The sequence below is a fragment of the Agrobacterium sp. RC10-4-1 genome (assembly GCF_014138475.1).
Lineage (GTDB): Bacteria > Pseudomonadota > Alphaproteobacteria > Rhizobiales > Rhizobiaceae > Agrobacterium > Agrobacterium pusense.
In genome coordinates this window covers 122,498-135,639 of the sequence record NZ_JACJIT010000005.1, presented here as the reverse complement: position 1 = coordinate 135,639, position 13,142 = coordinate 122,498, and the positions used below count along the sequence as shown (strand labels likewise).

Annotated in this window: 13 protein-coding genes; 7 read left to right on the top strand and 6 right to left on the bottom strand. The window is 59.6% G+C overall.

Annotated features, from left to right (window positions below; all coding sequences use genetic code 11):
- Nucleotides 1-93 precede the first annotated feature (93 nt).
- Nucleotides 94-1,590 (bottom strand): replicative DNA helicase, encoded by a 1,497-nt coding sequence (locus FHW77_RS15080; protein ID WP_004441029.1) that lies wholly within the window; start codon nucleotides 1,588-1,590, stop codon nucleotides 94-96.
- A gap of 309 nt (nucleotides 1,591-1,899) precedes the next feature.
- Between FHW77_RS15080 and FHW77_RS15075 the strand changes: the two genes are divergently transcribed.
- From FHW77_RS15075 to FHW77_RS15065, 3 genes are read left to right on the top strand one after another with little or no spacing between them, the layout of a single operon-like run.
- A complete protein-coding gene (locus FHW77_RS15075; RefSeq protein ID WP_004441032.1) occupies nucleotides 1,900-2,355 on the top strand; it encodes a MarR family winged helix-turn-helix transcriptional regulator in 456 nt (151 codons plus the stop codon).
- Complete coding sequence (locus FHW77_RS15070) at nucleotides 2,352-4,094, top strand: MFS transporter (protein ID WP_004441033.1); 1,743 nt, start codon at nucleotides 2,352-2,354, stop codon at nucleotides 4,092-4,094. Before FHW77_RS15075 ends, FHW77_RS15070 begins: the two co-directional genes overlap by 4 nt.
- Before the next feature lie 19 nt (nucleotides 4,095-4,113).
- The gene (locus FHW77_RS15065) at nucleotides 4,114-5,181 is read left to right on the top strand and encodes an HlyD family secretion protein (RefSeq protein ID WP_034496251.1); all 1,068 of its coding nucleotides are present in this window, start codon (nucleotides 4,114-4,116) and stop codon (nucleotides 5,179-5,181) included.
- Between the two features lie 109 nt (nucleotides 5,182-5,290).
- Here FHW77_RS15065 and rplI read toward each other — a convergent pair whose 3' ends face one another.
- The 5 genes from rplI to FHW77_RS15040 all read right to left on the bottom strand — a co-directional run bounded on the left by rplI (nucleotide 5,291) and on the right by FHW77_RS15040 (nucleotide 9,026).
- Nucleotides 5,291-5,866, bottom strand: coding sequence for a 50S ribosomal protein L9 (gene rplI, locus FHW77_RS15060; protein ID WP_004441037.1), 576 nt, complete (start codon nucleotides 5,864-5,866; stop codon nucleotides 5,291-5,293).
- A 14-nt stretch (nucleotides 5,867-5,880) separates the two neighbouring features.
- Nucleotides 5,881-6,855: a hypothetical protein gene (locus tag FHW77_RS15055; RefSeq protein WP_004441038.1), complete on the bottom strand. Its 975-nt coding sequence runs from the start codon at nucleotides 6,853-6,855 to the stop codon at nucleotides 5,881-5,883.
- Between the two features lie 145 nt (nucleotides 6,856-7,000).
- Nucleotides 7,001-7,249, bottom strand: coding sequence for a 30S ribosomal protein S18 (gene rpsR / locus FHW77_RS15050; RefSeq protein ID WP_003502063.1), 249 nt, complete (start codon nucleotides 7,247-7,249; stop codon nucleotides 7,001-7,003).
- Between the two features lie 13 nt (nucleotides 7,250-7,262).
- Nucleotides 7,263-7,694, bottom strand: a complete 432-nt coding sequence (rpsF, locus tag FHW77_RS15045) for a 30S ribosomal protein S6 (protein WP_004441041.1) — start codon at nucleotides 7,692-7,694, stop codon at nucleotides 7,263-7,265.
- 288 nt (nucleotides 7,695-7,982) lie between these two features.
- Entirely contained in the window at nucleotides 7,983-9,026 is a 1,044-nt protein-coding gene (locus FHW77_RS15040; RefSeq protein WP_004441042.1) for an aldo/keto reductase, read from the bottom strand.
- A gap of 224 nt (nucleotides 9,027-9,250) precedes the next feature.
- On the opposite strand from FHW77_RS15040, the gene fabD reads away from it, so the two are divergent.
- The 4 genes from fabD to fabF all read left to right on the top strand — a co-directional run bounded on the left by fabD (nucleotide 9,251) and on the right by fabF (nucleotide 13,112).
- Complete coding sequence (fabD, locus tag FHW77_RS15035; RefSeq protein ID WP_004441044.1) at nucleotides 9,251-10,195, top strand: ACP S-malonyltransferase; 945 nt, start codon at nucleotides 9,251-9,253, stop codon at nucleotides 10,193-10,195.
- Between the two features lie 85 nt (nucleotides 10,196-10,280).
- Complete coding sequence (gene fabG, locus FHW77_RS15030; protein ID WP_004441046.1) at nucleotides 10,281-11,018, top strand: 3-oxoacyl-[acyl-carrier-protein] reductase; 738 nt, start codon at nucleotides 10,281-10,283, stop codon at nucleotides 11,016-11,018.
- A 350-nt stretch (nucleotides 11,019-11,368) separates the two neighbouring features.
- On the top strand, nucleotides 11,369-11,605 hold the full coding sequence (locus FHW77_RS15025; protein WP_003502080.1) for an acyl carrier protein: 237 nt from the start codon (nucleotides 11,369-11,371) through the stop codon (nucleotides 11,603-11,605).
- A 244-nt stretch (nucleotides 11,606-11,849) separates the two neighbouring features.
- Entirely contained in the window at nucleotides 11,850-13,112 is a 1,263-nt protein-coding gene (gene fabF, locus FHW77_RS15020; RefSeq protein ID WP_004441057.1) for a beta-ketoacyl-ACP synthase II, read from the top strand.
- Nucleotides 13,113-13,142 lie beyond the last annotated feature (30 nt).

Sequence of the window (13,142 nt, the reverse complement as noted above, 5' to 3'; positions counted from 1 at the left end):
GAAAAAGCCACCAACGTCTTGAAAGGACTCGAGCCTTGTTTCCGGAACGTGGGAAATAGCCGAGACGGTAAACATACGGCAATTATTGCCGCCTCAATGTTCTTCGTATTGGCTGAAGCTCGGATCGGCCAAGTCCGTAAAGCGGGTGAATTCGGACTGGAAGGCAAGCTTCACGGTGCCAGTCGGTCCGTGACGCTGCTTGGCGATGATGACGTCAGCCGTGCCTTTTACCTTGTCGAACAGCGCTTCCCACTCGGCATATTTCGGATCGGCAGGATCGCGCGGCTCCATGTTCTTGACGTAATATTCCTCGCGGAACACGAACAGCACCACGTCGGCGTCCTGCTCGATGGAACCTGATTCACGCAGGTCGGAAAGCTGCGGGCGCTTGTCTTCGCGGCTCTCCACCGCACGGGAGAGCTGTGACAGCGCGATGATCGGAACATTGAGTTCCTTGCCCAACGCCTTCAGGCCCGTGGTGATCTGGGTGATTTCCTGCACGCGGTTTTCGCCGCTCTTGCCGGAGCCGGTCATCAGCTGAACGTAGTCGACCACCAGAACATCGAGGCCGCGCTGGCGCTTCAGGCGGCGGGCGCGCGCGGAAAGCTGGGCAATCGAGATACCACCGGTCTGGTCGATGTAAAGCGGCACCTTCTGCATCATCTGTGAGCAGGCGACGAGTTTTTCGAAATCGGCCTCGGTGATGTCACCGCGACGGATTTTCGACGAGGAAACTTCGGTCTGCTCTGAAATGATACGCGTTGCCAGCTGTTCGGAGGACATTTCGAGCGAGTAGAAACCGACAACGCCGCCATTTTTCGCCTTGAACGAGCCGTCCGGCTGCACTTCCTGCTCATAGGAAGCGGCGATATTGTAGGCGATGTTGGTCGCAAGCGAGGTCTTGCCCATACCCGGACGACCGGCAAGCACGATAAGGTCGGAACGCTGCAAGCCACCCATGCGGGCGTCAAGCGAGTGGATGCCGGTGGAGATGCCGGAGAGGTTTCCGTCGCGCTCGAAGGCCGCGCCCGCCATGTCGATCGCCAGCGCCACCGCGTCGTTGAACGACTGGAAGCCGCCGTCGTAACGGCCGGTTTCCGCCAGTTCGAACAGGCGCCGTTCGGTGTCTTCGATCTGTGCCTGCGGCGGCATGTCGAGCGGCGCGTCATAGGCGATGTTGACGACATCCTCGCCGATCTGGATCAGCGCGCGGCGCAGCGCCAGATCATAGATCGCCCGGCCGTAATCTTCCGCGTTGATGATCGACACGGCTTCTGCCGCCAGACGCGCGAGATACTGCGCCACCGTCAGGTCGCCGATCTTGTCGTCGGCCGGCAGGAAGGTCTTGATCGTCACCGGATTGGCGGTCTTGCCCATGCGGATGATATCGCCTGCCACCTCGAAAATCTTGCGGTGCAGCGGTTCGTAGAGGTGCACGGGCTTCAAGAAGTCCGATACGCGGTAATAGGCGTCGTTATTGACGAGGATGGCGCCGAGCAGCGCCTGTTCGGCCTCGATATTGTTCGGCGCTTCGCGGTAATGCGGTTCCGCCGGTTGCGCGGGGGTGATCTTTCTCACAGCGTCGTTCATGGTTTGCGCGATCTCCCTTTGCCTGTTCTTACACCTCGGGTTTGGCTTTCTGTGCCATTGCAGTCAATGATATTGTTGCAACACTCCATGGCAGGCCGACGTCCGCTGAGCGAAGTCGGATCACATCTTCAGTTGTCCCCAGCAATCCACAGGCGGGATGGGGACAAAGCGGGAAATTTCCCGGCAACGTGATTCGCCGCCATGAGTTTACCGCATGGCAGACCCGGCACGAAAGAAACTTGAAAATCGTCAGCCTTACGAATAAATAGGCAGAAAATAAGTAGTGTACTAATTATAAGGCTTGCTGACATGTCCCGCGAGACCGACAAGGAACAGCTTCTCGATGAAGTTTCCGCTTTCACCCGCAAACTGCGCGCGTTTTTCGATGCGCGGGTAGGGGAAAGCGGGCTGACGCTGGCGCGTGCGCGTGCGCTTTTCGCGCTCTCGCGGCGCGGACCGTTGACGCAGACGGAGCTCGCGGAGGAAATGGAAATCGAGACGCCGACACTGGTGCGAGTGCTTGATGGCATGGAGAAGCAGAACCTCATCGAACGCCGATCCGATGAGAACGACCGGCGTGCCAAACGTATTCACATGACGGCGGAGGGCGAAGAAACCTCGCAGACGGTGCAGGAAATGGCAAAGTCGCTGCGTTCGGAAATCGCCGCCGATATCTCCTCGCAGGAGCTGGCAATGGCGCTGGATGTCATGCGGCGGCTTTCGGCCAATCTGCAAAATCTTGCAGCGGGGAGGGCGCAATCGTGAGCACCTCTTTACCGCTAACGGCAGCGTCGGACGCCGCCGAAAAGGACAGGCCCGCCAATGGCCCCACAGAGACGACGGGCCCGGCTCAATCACCGGACGCCGGCGCCGGGAGCGGCACGCAGGCTCCGTCTGCCGCAGCTGCACCTCAGCCGGTGGAGCGGCCATTGTGGCTGCGGCTGTGTTTCATTTTTGCAGGCCTGTCGTTTTTCATTACGCAGGGCCTCGGCATGAACCTCGTCATGGCCAATATCTACCAGCTGCAGGGCGAGTTTTCGGCGACGGTGGCCGAGGTCGCCTGGTTATCCGCTGCCTATATGGCACCCTATGCCACCTTTTCCATCGCCTTGTTCAAGGTGCGCGCGCAATATGGCCTGCGGCCCTTCGCCGAACTTTCGATCATCGCCTTCGTGGTTGCTTCCTGCCTCAACCTCTTCGTGACGGACCTGCATTCGGCCATCGTCATCCGCTTCGTCAGCGGCATGGCCGCCGCGCCGATTTCCTCGCTCGGCTTTCTCTATATTCTTGAGGCCTTTCCGCCCGCGCGAAAATTCTCGCTGGGATTCAGCATTGCACTGACAGGTACGCTGTTGTCGGCGCCGCTTGCGCGCATGGTGTCACCCTCGCTGCTGGCGATCGATGGCTGGAACGCCCTTTATTCAATGGAGGTCGGTTTTGCGCTGATTTCCTTCGCCATGATTTACGTCCTCAAGGTCACACCGCCGCCGCGTGCGAAGGTGATCGAGCGTATGGATATCCTCAGCTATCTCCTGTTTGCGGGCGGTCTCGGTTGCCTTGCAGTCATGCTGACGCTCGGCCGGTTCTACTGGTGGTTCGAAACCTGGTGGCTTGGCGCGCTGCTGGCGACATCCATCGCGCTTCTGACACTGATGGCTTTCATCGAATTGCCGCGTAAGAACCCGTTGCTCGACCTGCGCTGGATTTTCTCCAAAACCAACCTGCACGCCATTGCCGTCCTGCTTGTCTACCGGGCGGTCTCGTCGGAACAATCCTCCACCGCGGTCAGCTTCTATCAGCAGCTTGGCTTGCTCAACGACCAGACCACCATGCTTTATGCCCTCGTGCTGCTTGCCACCATTCTTGGCGGGGCGGCCTGCGCATGGCTGATGTTGACGAAATATGTCGAAACCGCCCATGTCATTGCGCTGACACTGATCGCGACTGGTTCCTTTATGGACAGCCAGTCGACGAACCTCACCCGCCCCGAACAGATGTATCTCAGCCAGATGATGATCGCCTTCGGTGCGGCCATGTTCCTGCCGCCTGTCATGGCGAAGGGTTTCGGCGCAGCACTGGCACGGGGTGCGCCTTATCTGGTGAACTTCATCACCATCTTCCTGTTTACGCAGATCACCGGTTCCATGCTGATGACGGGCCTGCTCGGCAGTTTCGTAACGCTGCGGGAGAAATTCCACTCCAATGTGCTGGTGGAGAACATCCTGCTCACCAACCCTCTCGTTGCCCAGCGTGTCTCCCAGCTTTCCGGTGCTTACAGCCATGTCATCACCGATCCGGCATTGCTGAAGGCGGAGGGATTGTCGCTGCTTGGCCAGCAAGTCAGCCGGGAAGCCTATGTGCTTGCCTATAATGACACGTTCCTGCTCATCTCCGTCGTTTCCGCGCTGGCGCTGGCCGCGCTTTTGATCCACCTCGCATGGTTGCGCATCCGCCCCTTCCTTTTCCCGGAGGACATCGATGCCGCACCGGCCCCCCAGTCTTGAACCTTCCAAGAGTGCCAAAATGTTGAAGAAGTTTTTTACTCCCGTTTCCATTCTCGTGCTGCTCGGCGGTTTCGCCGGTGTTGCGCTCGTGCTTTACGCCTGGCGGCTGCCGCCCTTTCTCTCGACCGTGGAAATGACCGACAACGCATTCGTGCGCGGTTACGTCACGACCATGAGCCCGCAGGTCAGCGGATATGTCGTGGATGTGCCGGTGAAGGATTATCAGGAGGTGAAGCAGGGTGCTTTGCTGGCGAAGATTGATGACCGTATCTATCGCCAGAAACAGGCGCAGGCGGAAGCAACGCTCGATACGCAAAAGGCGGCTCTCGATAATTCCCGCCAGCAGGAAAATGCAGCCAATGCCCATATTCTTTCCAGCCAGGCCGCGGTCGACAGCGCCGAAGCCTCGCTGAAACAGGCCCAACTGGCATCCGACCGGCAGGATAATCTCATAAAAAGCGGCGTGGGAACTTCCAGCCTTCAGGAAGAAGCCCATGCCGCACTGGAAAAGGCGCGGGCATCGCTCTCGCAGGCGAAAGCCGCCCTTGAGGTTTCACGGCAGGATCTGCAGACCATCATCGTTAACCGCAGTTCGCTGCAGGCTGCGGTCGCAAATGCCGAAGCGGCCGTCGAGCTTGCCCGGATCGACCTCGCCAACACCGAAATCCGTGCGCCCGTGGATGGCAGGCTCGGCGAAATCGGCGTGCGCACTGGCCAATATGTCACCGCCGGCACGCAGCTGATGGCCGTTGTGCCGCATGATGTCTGGGTTATCGCCAATTTCAAGGAGACCCAGCTTGCGGGCATGCAGGTCGGCCAACCTGTGACGATTTCCGTCGATGCGCTGCATCGCCGGAAGCTGACCGGCCATGTGGAGCGTTTTTCGCCCGCCACGGGTTCGGAATTCGCCGTTATCAAGCCCGACAATGCGACCGGCAATTTCGTGAAAATCGCCCAGCGTCTCGGTGTGCGCATCACCATCGACGCGGATCAGCCGCTGGCGGCAGAACTTTCGCCGGGCATGTCTGTGGTGGTGCATGTGGACAAGAGCAAGGCGCCCGATGGGGCGGAGACGGCGGCGAGGTAGTCTGGCGTTGAGTTTGCGGAGGGATAACCCCTCTGCAAACTCAGACCACGCAAACAAAAAACCCCGGATGTCGCCATCCGGGGTTTTCCTTTGACCGTTAGGCCAGATCTTACTCGTCGTCGCCGTCGCGGTCAGCTTCCGGATCGAAGAAGTCTTCCGGACGCAGCGCGTCTTCGTCAACGCCGTAGATGGCGTCAGCGGAGGTGAGGCTTTCGCCCTTGGCCTGACGCTCTGCTTCTTCAGCCGAACGGGCAACGTTCAGCTCGACCTGCAGCTCGACTTCGGCGTGCAGGTGCAGGGTAACGTTGTGCAGGCCGATGGTCTTGATCGGCGTGTTCAGCTCAACCTGGTTGCGGCCGATGTTGAAGCCTTCGGCAGCCAGGATTTCAACGACGTCGCGAGCAGCAACAGAACCGTACAGCTGACCGGTTTCGCCAGCCGAACGGACAACGATGAAGGACTTGCCTTCGAGTGCTTCGGCAACCTTCTGGGCTTCCGACTTGCGCTCGAGGTTACGAGCTTCGAGCGTTGCGCGCTCGGTTTCGAAACGGGTCTTGTTGGCGGCGTTGGCGCGCAGCGCTTTGCCCTGCGGCAGCAGGAAGTTACGGGCATAGCCGTCGCGAACCTTGACGGTTTCGCCCATCTGGCCGAGCTTGTTGATGCGTTCGAGAAGAATAACGTCCATCTTCTTGATCCTTTCTATGGTTTGGTTTCGTTCGTAGTGTCGGTTTTCCGCGCCGGCGTCAGGGAGATCGTGCTGCGCACGTCGCTGAGGCCGAACACGAGAATGATGAACAGCGGAAAGACAAAGACCGCCGAGAGATATGCGAGAATGAGGACCGGCAGGCGCCAGTCCTTGCCGCGGGCGCGCTTGTGCAGCGAGGCATAACCCGCCATCAGGAAGCCCGCGCCAAAGGTGCCGCAGATGACCGCGCCGATCATGGCCGCCACGCCGCCAAGGAACATGGCGAGAATGCCGGCCAGGAAAATGAAGATCGCGTTGCGATGCATGCGCAGTGCCGAGGGAATGTCCTCACGCGGGCGCAGGCCCTTGCCGAAAGAGCCGACCAGCCGGGTCGCGAAATAATAGGCCGCAAACAGAAGGATGACCCAGAGGCCGCCCTGAACGATCGGCAGCATCAGCACCAGCAGCGATTTCGTTTGCGCCAGCGCCTCTGCATTGGGTTCGAACAGCGGTTCGCGGTTCTGCACCGAGGTCATCATGATATCGACCATGCGCGCGACCAGATCAGGGCCGTAACCGATCATCCAGCCAAGAATGACGACGGCGACCGAAACCAGAATGCACAGGTGCAGCACGATGCCGGAGAGCGGATACCAGGCAAGCAGATCATCCGGGCCGCCGATTTCGGAAGCCGGGCGCGCCAGATTGGCGAGATGCGAAAGCCAGCCCGCCGGGATCAGCGTGAAGATCGCGATGGTCAGCGCAAACAGCGGCGACATGACCAGCGCACCGATGATGGCGGTGGTGATGATGGCGACGATGGCGGCGCGATTACCCCAGCCCATGCCTGCGATCAGGATCGGCATGGCGGAACCGGCATAGAGCAGGAAAGAAAAGGACGACTGTGCCGTTGCGCCAAGCGTTAAAAACGCGGCGCATATGCCGGCGAGAACGCCGGAGATCAGCACTGTCTGGTTCAACTTTTGCACTTCGCTGTCCTGCTGAAACTAAGCAGTTAGAGGATCGCTCGTGAGAGCCTCATCCCCAACATGGGATTTAGAGTATCGATCCGCGCCCAACGCGGAAGGATCTGGAAAAGCGAGGCCGCGTTAAACGCAGCCTCGCTTCAATTCATTACGCTACAACGTAGGGCAGCAGGCCGAGGAAACGGGCGCGCTTGATCGCCTGGGCGAGTTCGCGCTGCTTCTTCTGGGAAACGGCCGTGATGCGGGAAGGAACGATCTTGCCGCGCTCGGAAATGTAGCGCTGCAGGAGACGTACGTCTTTGTAGTCGATCTTCGGAGCGTTGGCGCCGGAGAAGGGGCACGTCTTGCGACGGCGGTGGAACGGGCGGCGTGCCTGGGAAGAGGATGCGTCAGCCATTGGTCAATTCTCCTTATGCACGGTCTTCGCGCGGACGGCGCGGACGGTCTTCGCGAGGACCACGATCTTCACGCGGGCCACGGTCCGGACGGTCGCCATCGCGGCGCGGACGGTCGTCACGGTCGCGCTTCTGCATCATCGCGGACGGGCCTTCTTCGTGGGCTTCGACGGCGATGGTCATGTAGCGAAGAACGTCTTCGTTGATGCGCATCTGGCGCTCGACTTCATGGATGGCGGCCGCCGGAGCGTCGATGTCCATGAGAGCGTAGTGAGCCTTGCGGTTCTTCTTGATGCGGTAGGTGAGGGACTTCAGACCCCAGTTCTCGATGCGTCCGACTTTGCCGCCGAACGATTCGATAACGCCCTTGTACTGCTCGACAAGTGCGTCGACCTGCTGGGCAGAAATATCCTGCCGGGCAAGGAAGATGTGTTCGTAAAGAGCCATTTAAGCTTTGCCTTTCTTGCGTTTCGTCCTTCACCCGGCAACGGCGCTAAGCCTCAACGACTGCTCCTGAAAAGGCGTGAGCCTTAAAGCAAGAAAAGCGTTGTTCGAGACGGTCGAGAGCGGAGACACGGGAGGCCGGAAAAACCTTATGGTTCCTGCTGTTCCGTGACCGGAACCAGCCCTCCGTTCAGCCACCAGCCAATTGGACCGGGTGTTGTGAACAGCGCGCTTATACGGATTTTTGCCCGGAATGCAAGGGCAGAGGCGAAAAAGCGCGCCGCTCGATCATCAGATCGGCATTGGATATTGCCGGTGAATGGCTGCGATGCCCGTCAGCACGTCCTCGGAAAGAGTGACATCCGCTGCCGCAATATCAACCTTCAGCTGCTCTATCGTGGTGGCGCCGATGATGACGGAGGCCATGAAGGGGCGCGTCAGGCAGAACGCAATGGCGAGCTTTGCGGGGTCGATACCATGCGCGGCGGCAAGCTCCAGATAGGCCTTTACCGGAGCTTCCTGAAGCGGCTGCAGACGGCCACCGAGATCCTTGTTGATGGTTCCGCGTGAACCGGCGGGACGGGCGCCGTTCTGGTATTTGCCGGTCAGCAGCCCTGCTGCCAGCGGTGAATAGGCGAGCAGGCCGACATCTTCATGGTGGGCGACTTCCGCCATGTCCAGATCGAAGCTGCGATAGAGCAGGTTATATTCGTTCTGGATCGTGGCGACGCGCGGCAGGCCCTTGGCTTCGGCGATGTCGATATATTTCTGCGTGCCCCAGGCGCTTTCGTTGGAAAGGCCAATGGCGCGGATTTTTCCGGCCTTTACCAGTTCGCCGAGCGTTTCCAGCTTTTCGGTAATTTCGGCAAGCGTGCGCGCCGTGTCCTGACCGGAAGCGTCAAAGCTCCATGCTCCACGGAAATGATAGGTGCCGCGATTCGGCCAGTGGATTTGGTAGAGGTCTATATAGTCGGTCTTCAGGCGCTGGAGGCTGGTATCGACAGCCTCACGGATCGCGGCTGCGTCGATATCGCGACCGCCACGAATGTAATCGCGTCCTGAGCCGGCAACCTTGGTCGCGAGCACGACCTGATCGCGCTTTCCGGTCTTTTCAAACCACGAGCCGATATAATCTTCCGTCCGGCCCTGGGTCTCCGCGGAAACGGGCGTGGTGGGGTAAAGCTCTGCCGTATCGAAGAAATTCACACCGTTTTCGACGGCGTAATCCATCTGCGCATGCGCTTCGGCTTCGGTATTCTGTGTGCCCCATGTCATGGTGCCGAGGCAGATTTCAGACACGGAAATATCCGTGCGGCCCAATAGTCTCTGTTTCATGGAAATGTCCCGGTGCTTGGCCAGATAGTTTGGAAGGTGGTGTGAAAGTAATGGGGAATTGCCGCAGTGCAAGAAAAAATATGATGAAAAGAAAGGGGAAAACAGCACGACAAAACCCCTCACACCGGGCCGGCAGGCGGCCTCAAGCCTTGACTTCGCTGGTGGGAATGTGAATGGAAGTCGACAAGAATAAAGGCAAGGCCAGACAAGAAGGACGACATCCCATGGGTATTGCATTCACATTTCCCGGTCAGGGAAGCCAGGCTGTTGGCATGGGCAAGGAGCTGGCGGATACCTATCCGGAAGCACGCGCCGTGTTTCAGGAAGTCGACGAAGCGCTCGACCAGAAGCTTTCCGACATCATGTGGAACGGCCCTGAAGAGACGCTGACGCTGACGGCCAATGCCCAGCCGGCCCTCATGGCCGTCTCGATGGCGGTCATGCGCGTTCTTGAGGCGCGCGGATTAAAACTGTCCGATACCGTTTCTTATGTCGCGGGCCACTCCCTCGGCGAATATTCGGCGCTCTGTGCCGCCGGTACTTTCTCGGTTGCCGATACCGCCCGTCTTCTGCGCATCCGCGGCAATGCCATGCAGGCCGCCGTGCCGGTGGGTGAGGGCGCGATGGCCGCAATCATCGGGCTTGAGCACGATGCCGTTTCCGCCATTTGCGACGAGGCTGGCATTCTCGGCGTGTGCCAGATCGCCAACGACAATGGCGGTGGCCAGCTGGTTATATCAGGCAGCAAGGCGGCTGTCGAAAAGGCAGCGGCAATCGCTTCCGAAAAGGGCGCCAAGCGCGCCATCATGCTGCCGGTCTCCGCTCCCTTCCACTCCGCGCTGATGGCGCCGGCGGCGGAAGCCATGCGCGAGGCGCTGGCCAAAGTCGAAAAGCACAATCCGGTCGTTCCTGTCATCGCCAATGTGCGTGCCGCCCCCGTTTCCGACGCCAATGAGATCGCCGGCCTCCTGGTCGAGCAGGTGACGGGCCAGGTGCGCTGGCGTGAGACGGTGGAATGGTTTGCCACCAACAACGTGACCCAGCTTTACGAAATCGGTTCCGGCAAGGTGCTGACGGGCCTTGCCCGCCGTATCGACAAGACGGTGAATGGCGTTGCCGTCAACGGTGCTGCCGATATCGATCAGCTTCTCGCCACGCTTATCGGCTGAGGCGGGATTTCTCCCGCAGCCGCATTCCTCAGGGCGCAACAACGCTCACCATTTTCAGTCCGAAGCTCTAAAGAAGGAATAGGACATGTTTGATCTGACAGGCCGCAAGGCCCTCGTAACCGGCGCGACCGGCGGCATTGGCGAAGAAATCGCCCGCCTTCTGCACAAAAAGGGCGCAACTGTCGGCCTGCACGGCACCCGCGTTGAAAAGCTTGAGGCGCTGGCGACGGAACTTGGCGACCGCGTCAAGATTTTCCCGGCCAACCTCGCCGACCGCGCCGAGGTCAAGGCACTCGGTGAAAAGGCTGAAGCCGAGCTGGAAGGCGTCGATATCCTCGTCAACAACGCCGGCATCACCAAGGATGGCCTGTTCGTTCGCATGAGCGACGAAGACTGGGATAACGTCATCGAAGTGAACCTGACGGCGATGTTCCGCCTGACGCGCGAGCTGACGCATCCGATGATGCGCCGCCGTTTTGGCCGCATCATCAACATCACCTCCATCGTCGGCGTTACCGGCAATCCCGGCCAGGCGAACTATTGCGCTTCCAAGGCCGGCATGATCGGCTTTTCCAAGTCGCTGGCGCAGGAAATCGCCACCCGCAACGTTACCGTCAACTGCGTAGCCCCGGGCTTCATCGAAAGCGCGATGACCGGCAAGCTCAACGACAAGCAGAAAGACGCCATCATGGGCGCCATTCCCATGAAGCGCATGGGCACGGGTGCCGAAGTCGCCTCTGCCGTGCTTTATCTCGCTTCCAACGAAGCGGCCTACATGACCGGCCAGACCCTGCACGTCAACGGCGGCATGGCGATGATCTGACGGCACGTAAGTCCGTCATGAAAAGGATTGCGGCGCTGTTTAAGCACCTTCTTGGGTAGCTGGCGCCGCAAGGCCCCGCTGACCGGTTTTCGGCGAAATTGCCTGTCATACGCTGTGCTTAGCGCGTTTTCAGGCTTTTCGACCGATTGAAACCATGTTAAGCGGGCCAAGACTGTGAACAGTCGTCCCGGAGAGACAGGAAGCCGTTGCGATTTTGCGTGACGATGTCTAGCTTGGACCGGGTTGAACGGGTTTGCCCGCAGTGCCGGATTTGAACGGCGCATGAGGGCTTCTAACAGGGCAGGGTGCCGCGAGGCATTCCCTTCAAAATAAAGGTCGAGGAAACCGACATGAGCGATATCGCAGAACGCGTAAAGAAAATTGTAATTGATCATCTTGGCGTTGACGCCGACAAGGTTGTTGAAGGCGCCAGCTTCATTGACGATCTGGGCGCTGATTCGCTCGATACCGTTGAACTGGTCATGGCTTTCGAAGAAGAATTTGGCGTTGAAATTCCCGACGACGCTGCGGATTCGATCCTGACCGTCGGCGACGCTGTCAAGTTCATCGAGAAGGCCCAGGCCTGATCGACCCGCATGGGGAGGTGCAATATCCTCCCGTCTTGGCCCGGCTTGTCCGGGCCAATGTTTTATCGGCCGGTGGCACGTGCTCCGACAGGTGCTCGTTTCCGGCGATGCATGAGGTTACGGCCCGGAACGGTAGCCGCGATTCTCATGCCGTGATTTTGAAATGCTGCGCCATTGCGTGAACACCCCGTGGTGCCCGATGTCGCAGAAGACCGATGATTTGGATAAGGGCGGAGCATTGGCGATGAGGCGTGTCGTTATCACCGGTACCGGCATGGTATCTCCTCTTGGATGTGGAACGGAAGTGACCTGGGAACGGCTGTTGGCCGGCCAGAACGGCGCCCGTCTCGTGACTGAATTCGAAGTCGAAGACCTTCCTGCAAAGATCGCCTGCCGCATTCCCGTGGGCGATGGTTCCAACGGCACCTTCAATGCCGATGACTGGATGGAACCCAAGGAACAGCGCAAGATCGATCCCTTCATCCTGTATGGCATGGCTGCCGCCGACATGGCGCTTGCTGATGCAGACTGGCATCCTGAAACCGACGAAGACCAGATCGCAACCGGCGTTCTGATCGGCTCCGGCATCGGTGGTCTGGAAGGCATCGTCGAGGCCGGTTATACGCTGCGTGACAAGGGCCCGCGTCGCATTTCCCCGTTTTTCATTCCCGGCCGCCTGATCAATCTCGTATCCGGCCAGGTTTCCATCCGCCACAAGCTGCGCGGACCGAACCATGCCGTGGTGACGGCCTGCTCGACCGGCGCGCACGCTATCGGCGACGCCGCCCGGTTGATCGCGCTCGGCGATGCCGATGTCATGGTCGCCGGTGGTGCCGAATCGCCGGTCTGCCGCATCGCGCTTGCCGGTTTTGCGGCCTGCAAGGCCCTTTCCACCCAGCACAATGACAATCCGGAAAAAGCCTCGCGCCCTTATGATCGCGACCGCGATGGTTTCGTCATGGGCGAGGGTGCTGGCATCGTCGTTCTGGAAGAGCTGGAGCACGCCAAGGCGCGCGGCGCGAAGATCTATGCGGAAGTGGTCGGTTACGGCCTTTCTGGTGATGCCTATCACATCACGGCACCGTCCGAAGATGGCGAAGGCGCCTACCGCTGCATGTCGATGGCGCTGAAGCGGGCGGGCCTGACGCCTGACGATATCGACTATATCAATGCCCACGGCACATCCACCATGGCCGATACCATTGAGCTTGGAGCTGTCGAGCGTCTTGTCGGCGAATCGGCCTCGAAGATTTCCATGTCTTCCACCAAGTCGGCCACCGGCCATCTGCTCGGTGCGGCGGGCGCCATAGAGGCGATCTTCGCTACGCTTGCAATCCGCGACAACATCGTTCCGCCGACGCTGAATCTCGACAATCCCGATGTCGAGACCAAGATCGATCTTGTGCCGCACAAGGCGCGCAAGCGGCAGGTCAATGTGGCGCTTTCGAATTCCTTCGGCTTCGGTGGCACAAACGCCTCCCTCGTGCTGCGCCGTTACGAAGCGTAAGTCGCGGCGGCTGTGGCCGTCGCGATGGCG